Below are 20,168 nucleotides of genomic sequence, written 5' to 3'. Positions count from 1 at the left end.
CGTATAGGAGCATCCGCATGACTGATACACGTACTCCCATAGCCCTTACCATTGCTGGCTCCGACAGTGGCGGCGGCGCCGGTGTCCAGGCCGACCTCAAGGCCTTTTCAGCGCTGGGCGTGTTCGGCACCTCGGTGATTACCGCTTTAACGGCGCAGAACACCCGCGAAGTGCGCGCCATACATGATGTACCTGCCGCTTTTATCGCTGACCAGCTCAATACGGTGCTGGACGATATTCGCGTGGATGCGGTCAAGATTGGCATGCTCAGCCGTCCCGAAACCATTACCACTATCGCTGCCATTCTGCGTGAGCGTGAGCTGAGCCATATCGTGCTCGACCCGGTCATGGTGGCCAAAAGCGGTGACAAGCTGCTGGCCGATGAATCCGTGGCAGCCCTGCGTAAAGAACTGCTGCCGCTGGCCACCCTGATCACCCCCAACCTGCCGGAAGCGGCGGTGCTGCTGAGCACGGAAGAGGCGCAAAATGTCGAGGCCATGCAGGCTCAGGCTGCACAGCTGCTCGCCCTGGGTCCGCGGGCGGTACTGGTGAAGGGCGGCCATCTGGCCGATTCCGCCAGCGATGACAGCGCCGACCTGCTGCTGAGCGCTGAACAGACACAGTGGCTGCCCGCCAAACGCATCCCCACCACCAACACCCATGGCACTGGCTGTACTCTGTCATCGGCGATCGCCGCCGGCTTGGCCAAGGGACTGGATGTACCCACTGCCGTAGCCGAGGCCAAGACCTACATCACGGCGGCCATTGCCGCCGCCGATCGCCTGCAGGTGGGCTCCGGCCATGGTCCCACGCACCACTTCCACGCCTGGTGGTGAGCCTTGGAGATCCGACTTGAACAGGCCAGCTTGCACTGGCAGCAGCACTGCGTCTTCAACAACCTGGATCTGACCCTGCCCAGCGGGCAGTGGACCAGCATTCTGGGCCAGTCCGGCGTCGGCAAAAGCTCGTTATTGCAGCTGTTGTGTGGTATCGCCGATGAGGCCGACATTCGCGGCACAATTCACTGCAGCGATGGCCGCCCATTGCAGGGCCGTGTGGCCTGGATGGCGCAGCAGGATTTGCTGCTGCCCTGGCTGTCGGTGCTGGATAACGTGCTGCTGGGCGCTCGCCTTCAAGCCGGCAAGGTCACCAAGGAGCAGATCGAGCAGGCCCGCTACCTGCTCAGCCAGGTAGAACTGGCCGATCGTGCCAGCGACCGCCCGGCACAACTGTCCGGCGGCCAGCGTCAACGCGTGGCCTTGGCGCGCACCCTGTTTCAGGATCAGCCGCTGGTGTGCATGGATGAGCCCTTTTCGGCATTGGATGCGATTACCCGTCTCAAACTGCAGGATCTGGCCGCGGAGCTGCTGGCCGACCGCACCGTACTGATGATCACACATGATCCGCTGGAAGCGCTGCGCCTGTCTGACCGTATTCAGGTCCTCCAGGGGCGCCCGGCACGCCTGTCCGAGACACTGGAGCCCGACGGCGCCGCCCCCCGCGCCATCGACAATGCCGAAGTACTGCAACACCAGGCCCGACTGCTGAAACTGCTGGCCGAGGAGGCGGCATGATGCGCCTGCTGCGAGCACTGATCATCGCATTCGGTCTGCTGCTGAGCTGGCAGCTGGTCGTTTGGCTCACCGAGGCGCCCCGCTTCATTCTCCCCGGTCCCCTGCTGGTGCTGGAGACGCTGTGCAATCAGTTCCCGCTGCTGATGCGCCATGCCGGTGTCACCCTGGCCGAGATCCTGCTGGGCCTGCTGCTCGGTACTCTGTTAGGCCTGGCCAGCGCCCTGTCGCTGGCGACCTGGGGCGGACTGCGGCGCTGGCTGCTGCCGGTGCTGGTGGTCAGCCAGGCGATTCCGGTATTTGCTCTGGCGCCGGTACTGATGCTCTGGCTCGGCTACGGCATGGCCTCCAAAGTCGCCATGGCCACGCTGATCATCTACTTTCCGGTCACCGCGGCCTGTTTCGATGGCTTGCGCCAGACCCCCAGCGGTTACCTGCAGCTGGCCCGCACCCTGGGTGCCGGCCGTCGCGCTCAGCTGTTGCAGGTCCGTCTACCCGCCGCCCTGCCCGCCTTTGGCTCCGGCCTGCGGGTGGCAGCCTCGGTCGCGCCCATCGGCGCGGTAGTGGGCGAGTGGGTCGGCTCCTCCACCGGCCTGGGCTACCTGATGCTCAACGCCAACGCGCGCATGCAGGTGGATCTGATGTTCGCTGCGCTGCTGGTACTGGCCGTCATGGCCCTGGCGCTTTACTTCTCCGTTAACCTGATCGCACGACGCCTCACCCCCTGGCTGGATGAGTCCACGTCGTCGGCAACCCGAGGATATACCCCATGAAACGACTGACCGCCCTGCTCTGCGGCTGCCTGCTGTCGGCACAGGCTCTGGCTGCCGACAAGGTCGAGGTAATGCTCGATTGGTTCATCAACCCGGATCACGGCCCGCTGATCATTGCCCAGCAGAAGGGCTTTTTTGCCGCGCAAGGACTGGAAGTCTCGCTGGTGGAACCGGCAGATCCCTCCATGCCGCCCAAGCTGGTTGCCGCCGGCAAGACCGATATGGCCGTCAGCTACCAGCCCCAGCTACACCTGCAGGTGGACCAGGGTCTGCCGCTGACTCGCGTAGGCACCCTGGTAGCCACGCCGCTGAACTCACTGGTCGTGCTCAAGGACGGCCCGATCAACAGCATTGCCGATCTCAAAGGCAAAAAAGTGGGCTTTTCGGTCAGCGGCTTCGAGGATGCGCTGCTGAGTGCCATGCTCAACAAGCACGGCCTCAAAGCTGACGATATCGAGCTGATCAACGTCAACTGGTCACTGTCGCCCTCGGTGATCAGCGGTCAGGTGGATGCCGTCATCGGTGCCTTCCGCAACTTCGAGCTCAACCAGATGGATATCGAGGGCCATCCGGGTCGCGCCTTCTTCGTGGAAGAAGAAGGGGTTCCGGCCTATGACGAGCTGATTCTGGTGGTGAACAAGGCCAAGCAGGATGACCCGCGCTGGGCACGTTTCATGACCGCACTGGAACAGGCCACCCAGTACATCATCAACCACCCTGATGCCGCTTGGGGCAGTTTTGTCAGCTATAAGCCCAACGAACTGAACACCGAGCTCAACCGCCGCGCCTGGGGCGACACCCTGACCCGTTTCGCCCTGCGTCCCGCCGCGCTGGACACCGGCCGCTACCAGCGCTTTGGCGCCTTTATGCAGGCCCAGGGCCTGACCAAGGCCAACCCGGCGGTCGACACCTACGCCATCACGCCTTAACAACGTGTTGAAAAGCGTAATCGAGGTAGCCGAGACAAGCGGCACGCCGCCCGGGCAAAAACAGGCGAAAAAGCGGAGTTTAGTGGGCTAAATGAGCATTTTGAGCCTGTTTTAAACGCCGTATTCGGCAACGCAGATAGATTTTCAACATCCTGTTAAGGAAAAGGAAAGCATCATGTCCCTGTACGAACACCTGAAAGCCCAGTGTATCGACGACTGGAACGCCTATATCCAGCACGATTTCGTGCGCCAGCTGGGTCAGGGTACCTTGGCGAAAGAATGTTTCCAGCACTACCTGAAGCAGGATTACCTGTTCCTGATCCAGTTCAGCCGCGCCTGGGGCCTGGCCGTGTTCAAGAGCGAAGACCTGACCAGCATGCGCTACGCCCAGTCCGGCCTCAACGCCATGCTGGATACCGAGATCAGCCTGCACGTGGATTACTGCCGCGACTGGGGTATCAGTGAAGAGCAGTTGCTGGCTCTGCCGGAAGCCTCGGCTACAGTCGCCTACACACGCTATGTGCTGGATGCCGGCTTCGCCGGTGACCTGCTCGACCTGCACGTGGCACTGGCACCCTGCATCATCGGCTATGCCGAGATCGCCAACTGGCTGGCTGCACAGCCCGATACGGTGCGCGAAGGCAGCCCCTATGCGCCCTGGATCGAGATGTACCTGAGCGACGAATACCAGCAGGCCGCCAACACTGAGCGCGAGCTTCTGGATACCCTGGGTCAGGGCCTGCCTCCCGCCCGCCTGGAAGCACTGGCCAAGCGCTTCCGCACCGCGACCCGCATGGAAGTCAGCTTCTGGCAGATGGGCCTGGATCGGGCCGACTGATCACGGATCATTCACCCTTACAACGATAAAACGCAGGAAAGATGATGAGCACAGAGCACCTGAGCAATACCGCCCAAGTGGACAAGGACTCCGTCCAGCCGTTCCCGAAATCGCGCAAGGTCTATGTCGAGGGCAGCCGTCCCGATATTCGCGTGCCGATGCGCGAAATCACCCTGGACGATACGCCCACCGATATGGGTGGCGAGAAGAACGACCCGCTGTACGTCTATGACACCTCCGGTCCCTACACCGATCCGGACGCGACCATCGACGTGCGCAAAGGCCTGGCGCCGCTGCGTGAGAACTGGATTCTGGAACGTGACGACACCGAACAGCTGGACGGCCTGACCTCCGAATACGGCCGTGCCCGTGCCGCCGACCTGCGCCTGGATGAACTGCGTTTCGAACTGACCCGTAAGCCGCGCCGTGCCAGGCCGGGCAAGAACGTGACCCAGCTGCACTATGCACGCCAGGGCATCATCACGCCGGAGATGGAATACATCGCCATCCGCGAGAACATGAAGCTGGCCAAGGCTAAAGCCGAGGGCAACATCGTCGCCGAGCAGCACCCGGGGCACAATTTCGGCGCCTACCTGCCGGACGAGATCACGCCGGAATTCGTGCGTCAGGAAGTGGCCGAAGGCCGCGCCATCATTCCCTGCAACATCAACCACCCGGAACTGGAACCGATGATCATCGGCCGCAACTTCCTGGTAAAGATCAACGGCAACATCGGCAACTCCGCCGTTACCTCCTCCATCGAAGAGGAAGTGGAGAAAATGACCTGGGGCACCCGCTGGGGCGCCGACACCATCATGGACCTGTCCACCGGCAAGAACATCCACGAGACCCGTGAATGGATCCTGCGCAACTCACCGGTCCCCATCGGCACCGTGCCGATCTACCAGGCACTGGAGAAGGTCAACGGTATCGCCGAAGACCTGAACTGGGAGGTGTTCCGCGACACCCTGATCGAGCAGGCGGAGCAGGGTGTGGATTACTTCACCATCCACGCGGGCGTACTGCTGCGCTATGTGCCGCTGACCGCCAAGCGCATGACCGGCATCGTCTCCCGTGGCGGTTCCATCATGGCAAAGTGGTGCCTGGCCCACCACGAGGAGAACTTCCTCTACACCCACTTCGAAGAGATCTGCGAGATCTGCAAGGCCTACGATGTGGCCTTCTCCCTCGGTGACGGCCTGCGTCCGGGCTCGGTCTACGATGCCAACGACGAAGCCCAGTTCGCCGAGCTGGAAACTCTGGGCGAGCTGACCAAGATCGCCTGGCAGCACGATGTGCAGGTGATGATCGAGGGTCCGGGCCATGTGCCGATGCACATGATCAAGGAGAACATGGACAAGCAGCTGAAGGAGTGCCACGAAGCACCCTTCTACACCCTGGGCCCATTGACCACCGACATCGCCCCGGGCTACGACCACATCACCTCCGGTATCGGCGCGGCGATGATCGGCTGGTACGGCTGTGCCATGCTCTGCTACGTGACGCCGAAGGAGCACTTGGGCCTGCCCAACAAGGACGACGTCAAGACCGGCATCATCACCTACAAGATCGCCGCGCACGCCGCCGATCTGGCGAAAGGCCATCCGGGTGCGCAGATCCGCGACAACGCCATGTCCAAGGCGCGTTTCGAGTTCCGCTGGGAAGACCAGTTCAACATCGGTCTGGACCCGGACACCGCCCGCGCCTACCACGACGAGACCCTGCCGAAGGAATCAGCCAAGGTGGCGCACTTCTGCTCCATGTGCGGCCCCAAGTTCTGCTCGATGAAGATTTCTCAGGAAGTGCGTGATCTGGACGAAAGCCAGGTCGCGGCGATCAATGCCCAGGCGGAACAGGGCATGAAGGAGAAGTCGGAAGAGTTCAAGGACAGCGGCGCCGAGATCTATCACAAGGTGTGATACTCGGACCCGACATCTCTGTACCTGGAAAATACTGACTCCGGGTGCGGAGATGGTGGTGCGCTTGCATGCGACTCGCTTTACGTCATCCCTGACCGCTCGACTGCGGCCGTCCCCAAGTGGTAACGGTCGCATGCAATTAGCGCCACCTTCCACCCCTTCACCAGGAAGAATTCTGAAATATTTAAACCTGAGCAAGGATGCGAATACGGCTTTCGCTGTAGCGGATCTGATGGTTGACCACACAGAAAAGACCATGAGAAACCATTGATTTATATAGTTTCTCAGTCATCTGCTGGCTGATACGGAATCTGCTTTTAATGCTGTTTTGCAAAGTAGCCGCCTTCGCAGGTCGAGCTTTGACGTTGGTTCGCAAATACTCACTGTAGGTCGCGATCATGGACGCCTCAGTCTTTGGCAAAGCCTCAGACAGTTGTGCTTGAGCCCCACTATCCGCCTGTTCCGCCAACCCGATTCTCTCGGCCGAGCGCTGATGCGCTTGGAGCAGATGAACTGCATGGTCCAAGTCCTTATCATCAGACACTATTACAAAATGAGTATCTGCCGCCAGCTCCTGCATCAATGCACCGGCCAGAAAACAGATACCAAAATCTGCCGCATTCTTGCCGCCCTTCTCCATCTGCTGGATTTTCAGCCGGCCTGCTGTAATCGCCTCCGCCAGTAGGGTAATCCAGTTTAATGGTATCTTGGCGTTGGCATGCGCGTGGCAGATCACTACACGGCTGTAGATGTTGATATCTTCAGGCAAGTTCTGCAACTGCTTGGGGCAGTTTTCCAGATCAATCAGCATCACCTTGCTGACGACGGCCATCTCCGCCTCGGCAGCCTTGCCCAGCCGCTCGGTGTTCACCAGATCATTCATGTCGGTTCCTTGTTCAGCCGGCCCAACGGGCTTCCTGAAGGCTGAGCTGTCCATAATTCCCTTGGTCGCGTACTGGAAGGCGATTCGAGCACACCTGGGCACAGTGGCCCTGCAACGCAAAAGGCCGGTGAATCTCCGGCCTTGTAAGCTCGAGCCGGTCAGCTCAGAGAGCGGCCGTGGATATAGGCCTGTTCGGACACGGCGGTCCATTTCTGGACCTGATCACGGAACTGAACAAAGGAGTCGTATACCTTCTTCGTGATCTCATCCTTCTGCGCTTCCTCGGCCACCACCTCATCAGAGATGGTGCGCAGTTTCAACATGACATCGTCCGGGAAGTTGCGCAGCTCAACGCCGTGCTTGTTGACCAGCTGGTCCAGGGCCTGGTTGTTCTTGGTCATGAACTCGGCCAGCATATCCTGATTGGCCACGCGCAGGGCATTGCGCACGATGATCTGCAGGTCTTCCGGCAGCGCCTGGAAGGCTTCCTTGTTGATGAAGCATTCCAGCGTGGTGCCCGGCTCATGCCAGCCCGGATAGTAGTAGTATTTGGCCGCCCGGTGCAGGCCGAAGGCCATGTCGTTGTAGGGCCCGACCCATTCGGTGGCATCGATGGTACCCGACTGCAGCGAGGAAAAGATTTCACCCCCCGGCAGCAGTACCGGCGTACCGCCGGCCCGCTTCAGCACTTCGCCGCCCAGGCCCGGAATACGCATTTTCAAGCCCTTGAGGTCTTCGACGCTGTTGATCTCCTTGTTGAACCAGCCGCCCATCTGCACGCCGGTGTTGCCGGCCGCTCCCGGGATCAGCCCGAACTTGTCATAGACCTCTTCCCAAAGTTCCATGCCGCCGCCGTGATACAGCCAGGCATTCATTTCCTGGGCCGTCAGGCCGAAGGGGACGGCGGAAAAGAACTGTGCCGCCGTGCTCTTGCCCTTCCAGTAATAGGCCGCGCCATGCCCCATCTCGGCTGTTCCACGTGAAACAGCGTCGAAGATTTCCAGCGCACCAACCAGTTCGCCCGCACCGTAGACCTTCACCTGGATGCGGCCGTTGGTCATCTTGTTGATCATGTCGGCCAACTGGTTGGCTCCGGTCCCCAGGCCCGGGAAGTTCTTCGGCCAGGTGGTGACCATTTTCCATTTGAAGTCCGGCGCGGCCATGGCCGGCGCAGCGGCCAGTGTGCCGGCGGCAACCGTGGCAGCACCGGCGCCACGGAGAAACTGTCTGCGTTTCACGGTTTGATTTCCTTGTTCGTTATTATCAGCGGGGTGTCAGGGTGTGACAGAGCAATGAAATTAGCACGCCCCCCCGCCCCCTGCAATCGACACCCACCGGTCGACAAGCCCCGCCATGACGGACATTGGGCGCGTTCGGCTTTCGTTGTTATACTGGCCGTTCCAGCAGTAAAAATGGAATCAACGGAGATGAACTCCTTCAACCTGCTCAAGTCGATTGCCGATGCCCGCCCCAGCCTGCGTAAATCCGAGCAGAAGGTCGCAGACTACGTTCTGGCCAACCCGAATGAAGTCATTCACATGCGCATCGTCGATCTGGCGTCGGAAGCCCAAGTCAGCGAGCCCACCGTCGTGCGCTTCTGTCGCGCCCTGGATTACGACGGTTTTCAGGACTTCAAACTGACCCTGGCACAGGGGCTGGCCAGCAACGCCAGCTATGAACAGTTTTCACTGGATTCCAAGGACACGGTGATCGAGTTCAAGCAGAAGATCTTCGATTCCATGATCGGCAACCTGATCAACATCCGTGATCAGCTCGACCCCAATCTGCTGGAAGAGGCGATCGATGCCCTGGCCAAGGCCAATCGCGTCGAGTTCTACGGTTTTGGTGCCTCGGCACCGGTGTGTGCCGATGCCCAGCACAAGTTTTACCGCCTGATGGTTTCGGCCGCCGCCTATTCCGACCCGCACATGCAGACCATTTCCGCTCTGACCCTGGGTGAAGGCGACGTCGTGGTGGCCATCTCCCAGACCGGCCGCACCAAGGACCTGCTGCACACCGTCAAACTGGTGCGTGACAAGGGCGCCACCGTGATTACCCTGTGCCCGGGCAATACCCCGCTGGCCGAGCTGGCCACCATTCCCATTCATGTCGACGTGGAGGAAGACAAGGATCTGAGCACCCTGATGTCCTCACGCGTGGTGCATCTGGTGATCATCGATATCCTGGCCGTCGGCATGGCCATGAAACTGGGGCCGGCACTGGTTGACCACCTTAAGACCATCAAGCGCAGCCTGCGCAATCTGCGCCAGAACGACAAGCGCATTCCGCCCATGCGCCGCCCGAGTACCGACACCGGCGGCGAGTAATCACTCGCCGTCATCCCCTCGCAACACACCTCTTCTACGCTAGTGCCCTGTCGTGCACGGATTTGATCTTTTGCAACCGTTGCGGTAAATAAAAATCTCCATGCGTGTTTGCTGCAATCAGCCAGGCACCTGGCCGCCGCCTGATTGCAGTGACCCTGAGATCGGAGCAAGGCTATGCTGATACGGAAAGAGCAGGACCTGGACCCTATCCAGACCGAGGTTTTCGACATCATGGTTGGATACGATGTCGAGCAAAAGAATCGTCGCAAACAGCATGCAACCCGCCGCCTTCTTGAAGCCAGGCGTGCCATCGAACGACATCGGGAGGAAAAAGAGTTGATGTCCTGGATTGATGAAGACACCTGGTTCGAAGACGAGCACTGACCGACAGGAGGAGCCGGCCCCGGGGGGCCGGCTTTTTGGTGTCAGTCGCGCGGATAGAGAATGTTGAGCGGTACCGCCCCGCCACCATCCACCACGACGGCCGCATGCTCGCGCTTGAGCTGACGCGGCTCGGTCACACCGCAGGAATGCGCAATCAGCTCTACTTCATGCACCAGGTTGTGGTGGAAGTTAGCCACACGCTCTGCCTTCACGTCCGGCACCAGCCCCTGCTGCAGTTTGGGGTCATGCGTGGTGATACCGGTCGGGCAGCTGTTCTTGTTGCACTGCAGGGCCTGAATACACCCCAGTGCAAACATGAAACCGCGCGCCGTCACCACGAAATCGGCCCCCATGCAGATGGCCGCCGCCACATCAGTCGGGTTGATCAGTTTGCCCGACGCGATGATTCGCACCCGGTTGCGCAGATTGTGCTGCGCCAGTTTGTTCACCAGTAATGGCAGGCTTTCACGCAGCGGCAGGCCGACGCTGTCCATCAGAGGCATGGGCGCGGCCCCGGTGCCGCCATCGGCGCTGTCCAGAGTGATGAAGTCGGGCGCCGATTCGCTGCCGCGCTTGAGCACCGCCTCGCAGAAGCTGTCCAGCCAATCGGTTGAGCCCAGCACCAGCTTGAAGCCGACCGGCTTGCCGGTGACGTCGCGCACATGAGCGATGAAGTCGAGCAGGTCATCAATGCTGGATATTTCGGGGTGGCGGTTGGGGCTGATCGAGGCCTGCCCCAGCGGAATGCCGCGGGCCGCGGCAATTTCCGGTGTCACCTTGTCACCCGGCAGAATACCGCCCTTACCCGGCTTGGCGCCCTGGCTGAGCTTGATTTCAAACATCCGCACCTGCTCGATGGCCGCCATCTCCGCCAGGCGGGCATCATCCAGGCGCCCTTCGGCATCACGCACGCCATACTTGGCGGTGCCGATCTGGAAGACGATGTCACAGCCACCCTCGAGGTGATATTTCGACAGCGCCCCCTCACCGGTATTCATCCAGCAGCCGGCCTTGGCCGCGCCCATGGACAGGGCGGTAACGGCCGGTGCCGACAGGGCACCGAAGCTCATGCCGGAGATATTCAGAAAAGATGGCGCATCGTAGGGCGTGCGGCAGTAGGGTCCGATCCGCATCGGCTGGCTAGTGGCCGCATCTTCGCTCAGGGTCGGGAACGGGCAGTTGAGAAAATAGTAGGTGCCCGGCTTGCGCAGGTCGCGGGTGGAGCCGAACGCGACGGTGTTATCGACGTTCTTGGCGGCCCGGTACACCCAGGAGCGCTGGGCCCGATTGAACGGCATCTCTTCGCGGTCCATGGCGAAGAAATACTGGCGAAAGAACTCGCCCAGCTCTTCGAAGATATAGCGAAAGCGTCCCAGCAACGGGTAGTTGCGACGAATGGTGTGCACCGTCTGGCGCTTGTCGATTTGATACATCACCACCGCCGTCACGGCAGCAGCTACAATGAGCAGCAGTACGATCACGCCAATCAGCGCGATGAAGTCGATAGCCAGCATGAAAATGGTTTCGTTCATGTCGTTCCCTGTACCTGTGGTTGAGCTGCCCCCTATCCTACCCCGCCACCGGCATCACGGCCATGACACGGCGGCGTATCCCTCGCTTTTCCCGCGCGAGCGTGCAGCGTAAGCTGTGACAGGACTTGAGAGGAGAAACACGGATGCACGTGAACAAGGTAGTGGTACTGCATGGCCTGTACATGTCCGGGCTGGTGATGCGGCCGCTGTGCACGCGACTGCACAAACGGGGTTACCAAACACTCAACCTAAGCTACAACACCCTGGAGCCGGATATGGCGGCCATAACGCAACAGCTGGATGCCTTTATCGGCCGGGAACCGACTGCATTTGTCTGTCACTCCATGGGTGGCTTGATCGCGCGACGCTACCTTGAGGGCAACAGCCCTGCCAGCCGGTATGTGGACCCGGTCATTACACTGGGTACGCCCCACAAAGGCAGCGTGCTGGCCCGCGAAATACATGCTTCGCGCTTAAAGGGGATGCTCAAAAACAGTGTCGACTACCTGCTGACCGATAACCGGCACTGGCCGTTCAAGGCACGGTTGTACAGCATCGCCGGGGACCTGCCTCTGGGGGTGATGCCGCTGTTGAGCCGCCAATCCGAGTCCGACGGCACCGTGCTGCTGGATGAAACCCGGGTCACCGGTATGACCGAACACAAGGTGTTTCGTCTCAGCCACACCAGCCTGATCTACTCGCGGCGAGTACTGGACTATATTCTGGGGATTCTGAAGGCGCAGGCGCCGGCGAGTGCCGGGCCTGCTGCAACGGATCAGTTGCCACGGTAGGTGGAGAAGCCGTAGGGGCTCAGCAGCAGCGGGATGTGGTAGTGCTCAACGTCGCCATCCACGTTGAAGATGACCGGGATTTCCGGGAAGAAGGTGTCGCTGTCGTGCTTTTCGAACCAGTCACCGGTCTCGAATGTCACCCGGTAAGTACCGGTTTCCAGTGACTGACCTTCCGGGAACAGTGCAGTGATGCGGCCGTTTTCATTGGTTATGCCGCTGTTCAGCGATTCCCAGCCATTGGCACCCTTCTGCTCCAGAGTTACGGTGACGTCCGGCGACGGCAGGCCGTCTTCCAGGTTCAGCACGTGGACGCTCAGCGGGTTGCCGGCCGCCAAGGCCAGAGAGGATACAGCAGACAGGGCCACACCGGCACACAGGGATTTCAGCTTGTTCATGTGATGACTCCAGATTTATATACGTATGTACGGATAAAGGGGGTCGCATTAAAGCGTTTTTGGCAATACCTGCTCGATGGCTGTCAGGGCACAACCTTCATCGGTCTTGGCACCACCGGCACCGGCGACACCAATAGCGCCGATGACCTGATCCTCGACCTTCAGCGGCACACCACCGCCGAGCAGCAGCAGCTCACCCAGGGTATTCAGGTTTTCGGCATCCGGGGTGTTGCGCGCCAGATCGGACAATGCCCGGCTGGTGTTCTTGGTCGACAGGGATGTGAATGCCTTGCGCTGCGCCGCCAGCGTATTGTGCGGACCGACATTGTCGTCACGCTGCAGTGCCACCAGATTGCCACCGCGGTCGACAACGGCGACCACCGCCGTGCGACCCTGCTCATGGCAGGCGGCCAGCGTGGCATCGATCAACTGATTAGCCAGGGGCAAAGTGACATCAGCCCGTTGAGCAACACCGTCGGCCGCAAAAACGCTGCTGCTGCACAGCGCAAGGCCGAGGGCCGTGGTACGGATGGTCTTGGCAAGCATACTCAATCTCCGTTATGGGTTCCGTTTGCGAACGCTGACCACTATGCCGCAGCCACTCCGTCAGACGGATTGCCGGGGCATTACGAATTTGTAATGGCGGCCGCGTGCCGTTCCGCTTACCCTGCCTGCAGGAGGACAGACAATGCGCATACTGGTGGTAGAAGACGAGCCCAAGACCGCGGACTACCTGAACAAGGGCCTGAGCGAGTCCGGCTACACGGTGGCCTTGGCGCTGAACGGCTTTGATGGCCAGCACCTCATTCAGGAGGAAGAATTCGACCTGATCATTCTGGATGTCATGGTGCCCGGACTGGACGGCTGGCAACTGCTGCAGATCATCCGCCGCACATCGCAGGTGCCAGTGCTGTTTCTGACCGCCCGTGATGCGGTCGACGATCGGGTAAAAGGGCTGGAGCTGGGTGCCGATGACTATCTGGTCAAGCCGTTCTCCTTTGCCGAACTGCTGGCCCGGGTCCGTACCCTGCTGCGCCGCGCCCCGGCGCGGGAGTCTTCGGTGTTCGAGGTGGCCGACCTGCAGCTGGACCTGCTGCGCCGGCGCGTCAGCCGCAACGGTGACCGCATCAGCCTGACCAACAAGGAGTTTGCCCTGCTGCACCTGCTGATGAGCCGCGAAGGCGAAGTCTTGTCCCGCACCTATATCGCCTCCCAGGTATGGCAGATGAACTTCGACAGCGATACAAACGTGGTAGATGTGGCCATTCGCCGCTTGCGCGCCAAGGTGGATGACCCCTACCCGACCAAGTTGATCCAGACCGTGCGTGGCATGGGCTATGTGCTGGAAACACCGGCATGAGCCTCTGGCCCCGGTCCCTCAGCCTTCGATTGGCGCTGCTGTTTGCCCTGGTCAGCACTCTGGTACTGGGCAGCATCGGCTTCTATCTGTACCAGTCGTTGTATCGGGAGATCGCTTGGCGGGATGATCAGGCACTGCAGGGGCGACTGGAGCGCATGCATGCCCTGCTGGATGACAGTGCCAGTATCGCCGCCCTGCGTGAACGTCCACAGCTGTACGGCAACATGCTGGGCAACCGCCAGAGCCTGCTGTGGATTCTGGATACCGATGGCCAGGCGCTGATTGAAATCAACCCTGCAGGCCTAGCCATCCCCACATTGCCCCCGGCAGAGCACCTCCGCTTCGCCAGGCTCGACGGCCAAACGCCGGCACGACTGGCCTGGGTCCAAGTACGTCAGGGAGAGCGCTCGGTCACCCTGATTGCCGGTAAACTGCTGGCCGAACGCAATCAGATGCTGGCGGCCTACCGGCTCAAATTGGGCATGGCACTGGCGGCGGGTGCCCTGCTGGCGTTTGCACTGGGTGGGCTGATCAGCCAACGCGGGCTGCGGCCGGTACGGCACTTGGCGGCTCGCGCTGCCCGCATCGATGCGCAGCACCTCTACCTGAGGCTGGATGACCGTTATCCGGTCAGTGAGCTGCACGCGCTCAGTCAGGCCCTGAACCAGATGCTGGCACGCCTGGAAGACGGCTTTGCCCAGCTGTCACGCTTTTCCGAAGACCTGGCCCACGAGATGCGCACACCGCTGAGCAATTTGATGGGGCAGACCCAGCAAACCCTGCGTCACCCCCGCACGCGAGACGAGTATGAAAGCCTTCTGGTCTCCAACCTGGAAGAGTATGAACGCCTTGCCCGCATGATCGACAGCATGCTGTTTCTGGCACGCACCGAACAACCCAAGGCTTCGCTGAATGCAGAATCGCTGCCGCTGAGCGAGCTGGTAGAGCAGCTGAGCGAGTACTTCGAAGGCGTGGCCGAGGATAGAGGTTTGCAGCTGATCAATCAGGCAACGCATGAGGTTTGTGCCGATCGAGATTTGCTGCGCCGCGCACTGGCCAACCTGATCGCCAACGCCCTGCGCTATGCCGACGACAGCAGCCCTATCCTGATCAGCAGCCATGATCGCGACGCAGGCATTGAAATTCGGGTACACAACCAAGGGCCGGCCATTGCTGCCGAGCACCTGCCCCGCCTGTTCGAGCGCTTTTACCGCTGTGACCCGGCCCGTGCCGAATCGGGTGATTGTGGCGGCCTGGGGTTGGCGATCGTACGCTCGATCATGCAGCTGCACGGCGGCCGCGCTGACGTCAGCAGTGATGCGCAGGGCACCTGTTTCACGCTCTGGCTGCCTCGCCGCTGACCCCTGGTGTCATCTATACTGGGGACAGAATTAGGTGAACAAGGAAACCGGATGGCCAATCATTCAGCTCGTCAGCCATGGCGATGGCTGTGGCTGCTGCTGACATGGGCATGCATCGCACTTGCCCTGCTCGGCGCACTGTTGCCGGGCCTGCCCACGACGATTTTCGTGCTTATGGCCGCTGGCTGCGCCTCGCGTTGCTCCCCCGGTCTGCACCGCTGGCTACAGCAACACCGGCTACTTGGGCCAAGTCTGCGCAACTGGGAGCGGGGTGGCCATATCGATCGCCGCACCAAGTGGATCGCCAGCCTTGGCATGCTGACGGCCTTGCTGATCGCCCTGTACACCATCCACCACCCCCTGATGCTGGGCAGCATCATCCTGTTGATCGCCACGGGCGCGGGCATCGTCTGGTCACGCCCCGAGCCCCCACGCACCCAGCATCGCTGACAGCGCGTTCGCAACACCATCTGAGCGGCAGTCCGATACAAAAATGCCCCGCAGTGGCGGGGCATTGATCAACCGATGATACGCCTTACTCCACGGTCACGCTCTTGGCGAGGTTGCGCGGCTGGTCCACATCCGTGCCCTTGAGTACCGCCACATGGTAGGACAGCAGCTGCAGCGGCAAGGTAAAGGCGATGGGATCCAGTACCGGCGGCAGGGCTGGCAGGTGAATCACATGCACCCCCTCCTGGGACTGAATACTCTCTTCGCAACCGGCAAAGACGAACAGCTCACCCCCACGGGCACGCACTTCCTGCAGGTTGGCCTTGAGCTTGTCCAGCATGCCGTTGCGCGGTGCCACGGCGATGACCGGCATCTCCTTGTCCACCAGTGCCAGCGGCCCATGCTTGAGCTCACCGGCCGGATAGGCCTCGGCGTGAATATAGGAGATCTCCTTGAGCTTGAGCGCGCCTTCCATGGCTACCGGGTAGAGCACGTTACGTCCCAGGAACAAGGCATGGCGTTTTTCGGCAAAATGCGCCGACATCGCCTCGATCGGGCCGTCCAACGCCAGCAATTGCTGGAATAGTTCCGGCAACTGCTCCAGCGCTGCCACCAGCGCCGTTTCCTTGTCAGCACTCAGCCCATGGCGGCGGCCCAACGCAATGGTGGTCAGCATCAGCGCGACCAGTTGGGAGGTAAACGCCTTGGTGGAGGCGACACCGATCTCGGGACCGGCGTTGGTCATCAGGCTCAGATCCGACTCGCGCACCAGCGAGCTGCCCGGCACGTTGCAGATCGCCAGGGTCGCCAGTACTCGTGCCTTCACCTCACGTAGCGCCGCCAGAGTATCGGCGGTCTCACCGGACTGAGACAGGGTCAGCAGCAGGGTGTCTTCGGGCAGGACAACCGGGCGGTAACGGAATTCGCTGGCAACCTCAACCATGCAGGGAATGCCGACCAGCTCCTCGATCCAGTATTTGGCCACCAGACCGGCGTGGTAACTGGTGCCACAGGCCACGATCTGTACCTGCTTCACCCGATCAAATACCGCACCGGCATCACTGCCGAACGCCTGCTCCAACAGATGACCGGAGGCAATGCGCCCTTCCAGCACAGCCTGCATGACGCGTGGCTGCTCATAAATCTCCTTGAGCATGAAATGGCGGAATTCGCCTTTTTCGGCGCTGCCCTGGCCATGCTCGAAGGTACTGATAGCACGCTCGGCCACCTGTCCCTGAGCATCCCATACCTGAATCCGCTCGGCTTCCAGCTGAGCAATATCACCATCTTCCAGAAACATGAAGCGATCGGTCACTGGCAGCAACGCCAGCTGATCGGAAGCAATGAAGTTCTCGCCGATGCCCACGCCGATCACCAGGGGGCTGCCCTTGCGGGCGGTCAGCAGCTGTTCCGGCTGGTCGGCATGAATCACGCCCAGAGCAAAGGCCCCCTCCAGGAACTCCATAGTTTTACGCAGGGCCGCTAGCAGATCGAGGCCTGTTTTGAGTTCGCGGTCGAGCAGATGAGCCACAACCTCGGTATCGGTTTCGGACGTGAACACATACCCCTGCTGCTCCAGCTCACGCTTGAGCGGCTCGAAGTTTTCGATGATACCGTTATGTACCACCGCCAGACGCTCGCCGGACATGTGCGGGTGGGCATTCTGCTCAGACGGCTTGCCATGAGTCGCCCAACGAGTATGGGCAATGCCCAGGTGACCAGGCAGCGACTGCTGCGCACAGGCATCCGCCAGCGCCTGCACCTTGCCGATACGCCGCAAGCGGCCAATCTGCCCCTGGTTCAGCACCGCCATGCCAGCCGAGTCATAACCGCGGTACTCCAGACGGCGCAGGCCTTCCAGCAGAATACCCGCCACCGGACGCGCCGCGATGGCGCCAACAATTCCGCACATGCTCAGGAACCTTTTTTCTGCGGGCGCGCCCAGCTGTCGAGATTGACCTGCTTGCCACGCGCCACGGCAAGCTGGTTGTCGGCCACGGCCTTGGTCAGGGTAGACCCCGCGCCCACGGTGGCCCCTGCACCGATTTCAATCGGTGCGACCAGTGAGCTGTTGGAGCCGATGAAGGCGCCGTCGCCGATGCGGGTCAGCGACTTGTTGACGCCATCATAGTTGCAGGTGATGGTGCCGGCACCGACATTCACCTCGCGCCCAATCTCGGCATCGCCGATATAGGTCAGGTGATTGACCTTGGAGCCTTCACCAATAAGCGCCTTCTTGGTTTCGACAAAGTTGCCGACCTTGCTGCCGGCCGCCATCTCGGTACCTGGACGCAAACGTGCAAAAGGACCTATCTGGGCGTTTTCGGCTACAACGGCACCATCGATGATGGAGTTGGCTTCCACACGGGTACCGGCACCGATGCGGGCGTTACGAATGATGCAGTTGGCGCCGATCTCGACGCCCTCGCCCAGTACCACTTCGCCTTCGAAAATCGTGTTGATATCGATGAGCACATCCGGGGCCGCCTGGAGCTCGCCGCGAATGTCGAGACGCGCGGGATCGGCCAGAGTGACACCTTCGGCCATCAGTTGTTCGGCCTGCTGACGCTGATACCAGCGTTCCAGCTGCGCCAGTTGCTGGCGATTGTTTACGCCTTGCACTTCCTGCTCGGCTTCGGGCTGGATCGCACGCACCCGCATCCCAGCTTCCGCCGCCATGGCAATCACATCCGTGAGGTAATACTCGCCCTGGGCGTTATCGGCGGACAGGCGCGGCAGCCATTCATGCAGCGCGGCCGATGGCAGTGCCAGAATACCGGTGTTGACTTCACGGACCAGCTTTTCCTGCTCGGTGGCATCCTTGTGCTCGACAATTGCAACCACGTCGCCGACCGCATTGCGGATGATACGGCCGTATCCGGCGGGATCATCCAGCTTCACCGTCAGCAGGCCCAGGTCGCCCTCGGACGCGAGTTTGACCAGCTGCCGCAGGGTATCCGGGCGCGTCAGCGGCACGTCGCCGTAGAGCACCAGTACCACCGAGTCCCGATCAATATTGGGCATCGCCTGAGCCACCGCATGACCGGTGCCCAGCTGCTCGCGTTGCCAGACAAATGACAGAGCCTGACCCGCCAGGGCCTGCTCGACCTGCTCGCCTTCGTGCCCGATCACCAGATGCAATCCTTCCGGTGCCAGCCTGCGCGCACTGTCCACGACATGCTGAACCATCGGCTTGCCGGCCAGCTTGTGCATCACCTTGGGCAAAGCCGATTTCATGCGGCTGCCTTGCCCGGCCGCCAGAATTACCACATCCGTTTTCATAGTATTTCGCTACCTCAGAGTCGCCACGCGTGGTCACGACATGAACATGTAAACTGGCTGGAACTTTAGCGTATACTCAGTCCTGATCAAGCCCCATTGTCACAATAAAATTGACAAAATGAATTCTGAAATTTTCGACATGCTTGGCCTGAGCGAGCGCGACGTCAGTATCTACAAGGCCTTGCTGGCATTGGGCCCGAGTGCAATTCGAACCGTGGCTGAACGCGCCGGTGTCAATCGCGGCAGTACATATGAATGCCTGAAAAGCCTGCAGCAGCGCGGCATTATCACCTATCAACCGCGCGGCAAGCGACGCTACTTTTCGGCCCGGGAGCCGGAGGTACTGTTGCAGTTGGCCCAAGAGCGTCGTGAGCGCATGGATGCCGCCATGGAGCGGCTCAAAACCACAGTCATCCCCGAGCTGCATCACCTCAAGCCCGACTTCAGTGTCGCCAACGTGGAGTTTTATGAGGGCGATGCCGGTATCGAGCAGGTACTGCGGGATATTCTCAACCGGGTGGGCCAGCAGGACGAGCCGGTATATTCGGTGTTTTCATCCAAGCCGATCCGGCCATTGCTATACCGCCCCTTCCCTAACTTCACCGCGCAGCGTATCGCGCGCAAGATCCGGGTCCGTGCCATCGCCATCGGCGAGGGCGGTGAGAGCGCCGAGTACTCGGAGCGCAAATGGATACGCACGGAGGGTCCCGTCGATGCCGCCTATATCGCCATCTATCCGCCACGCTGCGCCATCATTTCACTGGCCTCGGACAACTACCCCACCGCTGTCGTGATTGATTCACGCGAGGTAGCGGCCGCCCAGCAGATCATTTTCAATACGCTCTGGCGGCTGTTGTAGCATCGGTCGACAAAACCATAGACACAAAAAAAGCAGCCCGAAGGCTGCTTTTTTGAACGTTGCCGAAAACCGGTTTATTTACCCAGTTTGCGACGAATCTGCTGCAGGGTGCGCAGCTGTGCCGCTGCTTCAGCCAGCTGAGCTGCAGCACGGGAGTATTCGAACTCACCCGCCTTGTCCGCCATGGCATGCTGGGCATGCTTCTGGGCTTCAAGGGCTGCAGCTTCACTCAGATCACCCGCACGCAGTGCCGTGTCAGCAAGCACGGTCACTTTATGCGGCTGAACTTCAATGAAGCCACCGGAAACGTAGAACACATCTTCCTCACCGCCCTGCTTACGCAGCTCGACAGGGCCTGGTTTCAGTTCCGTCAGAAGCGGAGCGTGACCCGGGTAGATGCCCAGGTCACCCAGGCTACCTGTCACGGAGACGAATTCGATCAGCCCGGAGAACAGCTCGTCTTCGGCGCTTACGATGTCACAATGAACAGTCATAGCCATCTTGATTACCTCTT

The 20,168-nt window shown here is 60.7% G+C and carries 21 protein-coding genes; 13 read left to right on the top strand and 8 right to left on the bottom strand.

The features are described 5' to 3' along the window. Nucleotides 1–17 precede the first annotated feature (17 nt). From thiD to thiC, 6 genes are all read left to right on the top strand, one after another. Entirely contained in the window at nt 18–836 is an 819-nt protein-coding gene (gene thiD, locus KTN04_RS10760) for a bifunctional hydroxymethylpyrimidine kinase/phosphomethylpyrimidine kinase (RefSeq protein WP_217335237.1), read from the top strand. Between the two features lie 3 nt (nt 837–839). Further along, nucleotides 840–1,574: an ABC transporter ATP-binding protein gene (locus KTN04_RS10755; RefSeq protein WP_217335236.1), complete on the top strand. Its 735-nt coding sequence runs from the start codon at nt 840–842 to the stop codon at nt 1,572–1,574. Continuing rightward, nucleotides 1,571–2,344, top strand: coding sequence for an ABC transporter permease (locus KTN04_RS10750; RefSeq protein WP_407659254.1), 774 nt, complete (start codon nt 1,571–1,573; stop codon nt 2,342–2,344). Before KTN04_RS10755 ends, KTN04_RS10750 begins: the two co-directional genes overlap by 4 nt. Then, nucleotides 2,341–3,273 carry an ABC transporter substrate-binding protein gene (locus KTN04_RS10745; RefSeq protein ID WP_217335235.1) on the top strand — a complete coding sequence of 311 codons (933 nt, stop codon included), beginning with the start codon at nt 2,341–2,343 and terminating at the stop codon, nt 3,271–3,273. The genes KTN04_RS10750 and KTN04_RS10745 overlap by 4 nt, the downstream gene beginning before the upstream one ends. Nucleotides 3,274–3,448: 175 nt before the next feature. Next, nucleotides 3,449–4,111 (top strand): thiaminase II, encoded by a 663-nt coding sequence (tenA, locus tag KTN04_RS10740; RefSeq protein ID WP_217335234.1) that lies wholly within the window; start codon nt 3,449–3,451, stop codon nt 4,109–4,111. A 41-nt stretch (nt 4,112–4,152) separates the two neighbouring features. Further along, on the top strand, nt 4,153–6,030 hold the full coding sequence (gene thiC, locus KTN04_RS10735; protein WP_305799422.1) for a phosphomethylpyrimidine synthase ThiC: 1,878 nt from the start codon (nt 4,153–4,155) through the stop codon (nt 6,028–6,030). A 184-nt stretch (nt 6,031–6,214) separates the two neighbouring features. Here thiC and KTN04_RS10730 read toward each other — a convergent pair whose 3' ends face one another. After that, nucleotides 6,215–6,913, bottom strand: a complete 699-nt coding sequence (locus KTN04_RS10730) for a PIN domain-containing protein (protein ID WP_217335233.1) — start codon at nt 6,911–6,913, stop codon at nt 6,215–6,217. A 158-nt stretch (nt 6,914–7,071) separates the two neighbouring features. Further along, nucleotides 7,072–8,151, bottom strand: coding sequence for a TRAP transporter substrate-binding protein (locus tag KTN04_RS10725; RefSeq protein ID WP_217335232.1), 1,080 nt, complete (start codon nt 8,149–8,151; stop codon nt 7,072–7,074). A gap of 189 nt (nt 8,152–8,340) precedes the next feature. On the opposite strand from KTN04_RS10725, the gene hexR reads away from it, so the two are divergent. Together hexR and KTN04_RS10715 are read left to right on the top strand one after the other, a co-directional pair. Continuing rightward, a complete protein-coding gene (gene hexR / locus KTN04_RS10720; RefSeq protein WP_217335245.1) occupies nt 8,341–9,240 on the top strand; it encodes a transcriptional regulator HexR in 900 nt (299 codons plus the stop codon). 174 nt (nt 9,241–9,414) lie between these two features. Further along, nucleotides 9,415–9,624, top strand: a complete 210-nt coding sequence (locus KTN04_RS10715; protein WP_217335231.1) for a PA3496 family putative envelope integrity protein — start codon at nt 9,415–9,417, stop codon at nt 9,622–9,624. Between the two features lie 41 nt (nt 9,625–9,665). Here KTN04_RS10715 and KTN04_RS10710 read toward each other — a convergent pair whose 3' ends face one another. Next, on the bottom strand, nt 9,666–11,156 hold the full coding sequence (locus tag KTN04_RS10710; RefSeq protein ID WP_217335230.1) for an FMN-binding glutamate synthase family protein: 1,491 nt from the start codon (nt 11,154–11,156) through the stop codon (nt 9,666–9,668). Between the two features lie 143 nt (nt 11,157–11,299). On the opposite strand from KTN04_RS10710, the gene KTN04_RS10705 reads away from it, so the two are divergent. Further along, on the top strand, nt 11,300–11,947 hold the full coding sequence (locus tag KTN04_RS10705; RefSeq protein WP_217335229.1) for an alpha/beta fold hydrolase: 648 nt from the start codon (nt 11,300–11,302) through the stop codon (nt 11,945–11,947). Here KTN04_RS10705 and uraH read toward each other — a convergent pair. Beyond that, nucleotides 11,932–12,342 carry a hydroxyisourate hydrolase gene (gene uraH, locus KTN04_RS10700; RefSeq protein WP_217335228.1) on the bottom strand — a complete coding sequence of 137 codons (411 nt, stop codon included), beginning with the start codon at nt 12,340–12,342 and terminating at the stop codon, nt 11,932–11,934. The two genes, KTN04_RS10705 and uraH, sit on opposite strands and share 16 nt — an antisense overlap. A gap of 48 nt (nt 12,343–12,390) precedes the next feature. Next, nucleotides 12,391–12,888 (bottom strand): GlcG/HbpS family heme-binding protein, encoded by a 498-nt coding sequence (locus KTN04_RS10695; protein ID WP_217335227.1) that lies wholly within the window; start codon nt 12,886–12,888, stop codon nt 12,391–12,393. Between the two features lie 142 nt (nt 12,889–13,030). Between KTN04_RS10695 and KTN04_RS10690 the strand changes: the two genes are divergently transcribed. From KTN04_RS10690 to KTN04_RS10680, 3 genes are read left to right on the top strand one after another with little or no spacing between them, the layout of a single operon-like run. Beyond that, complete coding sequence (locus tag KTN04_RS10690; RefSeq protein ID WP_217335226.1) at nt 13,031–13,702, top strand: heavy metal response regulator transcription factor; 672 nt, start codon at nt 13,031–13,033, stop codon at nt 13,700–13,702. Beyond that, entirely contained in the window at nt 13,699–15,063 is a 1,365-nt protein-coding gene (locus KTN04_RS10685) for a heavy metal sensor histidine kinase (protein ID WP_217335225.1), read from the top strand. The genes KTN04_RS10690 and KTN04_RS10685 overlap by 4 nt, the downstream gene beginning before the upstream one ends. 51 nt (nt 15,064–15,114) lie before the next feature. After that, nucleotides 15,115–15,513, top strand: a complete 399-nt coding sequence (locus tag KTN04_RS10680; protein WP_217335224.1) for a YbaN family protein — start codon at nt 15,115–15,117, stop codon at nt 15,511–15,513. 85 nt (nt 15,514–15,598) lie between these two features. Here KTN04_RS10680 and glmS read toward each other — a convergent pair whose 3' ends face one another. Together glmS and glmU are read right to left on the bottom strand one after the other, a co-directional pair. Then, nucleotides 15,599–17,425 (bottom strand): glutamine--fructose-6-phosphate transaminase (isomerizing), encoded by a 1,827-nt coding sequence (glmS, locus tag KTN04_RS10675; RefSeq protein WP_217335223.1) that lies wholly within the window; start codon nt 17,423–17,425, stop codon nt 15,599–15,601. A 2-nt stretch (nt 17,426–17,427) separates the two neighbouring features. Next, on the bottom strand, nt 17,428–18,795 hold the full coding sequence (gene glmU, locus KTN04_RS10670) for a bifunctional UDP-N-acetylglucosamine diphosphorylase/glucosamine-1-phosphate N-acetyltransferase GlmU (protein ID WP_217335222.1): 1,368 nt from the start codon (nt 18,793–18,795) through the stop codon (nt 17,428–17,430). Between the two features lie 118 nt (nt 18,796–18,913). Here glmU and KTN04_RS10665 point away from each other — a divergent pair, with 118 nt between their 5' ends. Next, nucleotides 18,914–19,654, top strand: a complete 741-nt coding sequence (locus tag KTN04_RS10665) for a TrmB family transcriptional regulator (RefSeq protein WP_217335221.1) — start codon at nt 18,914–18,916, stop codon at nt 19,652–19,654. A gap of 74 nt (nt 19,655–19,728) precedes the next feature. Here KTN04_RS10665 and KTN04_RS10660 read toward each other — a convergent pair whose 3' ends face one another. After that, on the bottom strand, nt 19,729–20,154 hold the full coding sequence (locus KTN04_RS10660) for a F0F1 ATP synthase subunit epsilon (RefSeq protein ID WP_217335220.1): 426 nt from the start codon (nt 20,152–20,154) through the stop codon (nt 19,729–19,731). Between the last annotated feature and the right edge of the window lie 14 nt (nt 20,155–20,168).

It is taken from the genome of Marinobacterium weihaiense, from assembly GCF_019061305.1.
Lineage (GTDB): Bacteria > Pseudomonadota > Gammaproteobacteria > Pseudomonadales > Balneatricaceae > Marinobacterium > Marinobacterium weihaiense.
Note: the sequence above shows the minus strand (reverse complement) of the source record. Positions and strands in the feature narration are given on the sequence as shown.

Coding starts and splice junctions, on each gene's coding strand:
- thiD (WP_217335237.1), top strand. CDS start 18: ATGACTGATACACGTACTCCCATAGCCCTTACCATTGCTGGCTCCGAC.
- KTN04_RS10750 (WP_407659254.1), top strand. CDS start 1,571: ATGATGCGCCTGCTGCGAGCACTGATCATCGCATTCGGTCTGCTGCTG.
- KTN04_RS10745 (WP_217335235.1), top strand. CDS start 2,341: ATGAAACGACTGACCGCCCTGCTCTGCGGCTGCCTGCTGTCGGCACAG.
- tenA (WP_217335234.1), top strand. CDS start 3,449: ATGTCCCTGTACGAACACCTGAAAGCCCAGTGTATCGACGACTGGAAC.
- thiC (WP_305799422.1), top strand. CDS start 4,153: ATGATGAGCACAGAGCACCTGAGCAATACCGCCCAAGTGGACAAGGAC.
- KTN04_RS10730 (WP_217335233.1), bottom strand. CDS start 6,913: ATGAATGATCTGGTGAACACCGAGCGGCTGGGCAAGGCTGCCGAGGCG.
- hexR (WP_217335245.1), top strand. CDS start 8,341: ATGAACTCCTTCAACCTGCTCAAGTCGATTGCCGATGCCCGCCCCAGC.
- KTN04_RS10715 (WP_217335231.1), top strand. CDS start 9,415: ATGCTGATACGGAAAGAGCAGGACCTGGACCCTATCCAGACCGAGGTT.
- KTN04_RS10710 (WP_217335230.1), bottom strand. CDS start 11,156: ATGAACGAAACCATTTTCATGCTGGCTATCGACTTCATCGCGCTGATT.
- KTN04_RS10705 (WP_217335229.1), top strand. CDS start 11,300: ATGCACGTGAACAAGGTAGTGGTACTGCATGGCCTGTACATGTCCGGG.
- uraH (WP_217335228.1), bottom strand. CDS start 12,342: ATGAACAAGCTGAAATCCCTGTGTGCCGGTGTGGCCCTGTCTGCTGTA.
- KTN04_RS10695 (WP_217335227.1), bottom strand. CDS start 12,888: ATGCTTGCCAAGACCATCCGTACCACGGCCCTCGGCCTTGCGCTGTGC.
- KTN04_RS10690 (WP_217335226.1), top strand. CDS start 13,031: ATGCGCATACTGGTGGTAGAAGACGAGCCCAAGACCGCGGACTACCTG.
- KTN04_RS10685 (WP_217335225.1), top strand. CDS start 13,699: ATGAGCCTCTGGCCCCGGTCCCTCAGCCTTCGATTGGCGCTGCTGTTT.
- KTN04_RS10680 (WP_217335224.1), top strand. CDS start 15,115: ATGGCCAATCATTCAGCTCGTCAGCCATGGCGATGGCTGTGGCTGCTG.
- glmS (WP_217335223.1), bottom strand. CDS start 17,425: ATGTGCGGAATTGTTGGCGCCATCGCGGCGCGTCCGGTGGCGGGTATT.
- glmU (WP_217335222.1), bottom strand. CDS start 18,795: ATGAAAACGGATGTGGTAATTCTGGCGGCCGGGCAAGGCAGCCGCATG.
- KTN04_RS10665 (WP_217335221.1), top strand. CDS start 18,914: ATGAATTCTGAAATTTTCGACATGCTTGGCCTGAGCGAGCGCGACGTC.
- KTN04_RS10660 (WP_217335220.1), bottom strand. CDS start 20,154: ATGGCTATGACTGTTCATTGTGACATCGTAAGCGCCGAAGACGAGCTG.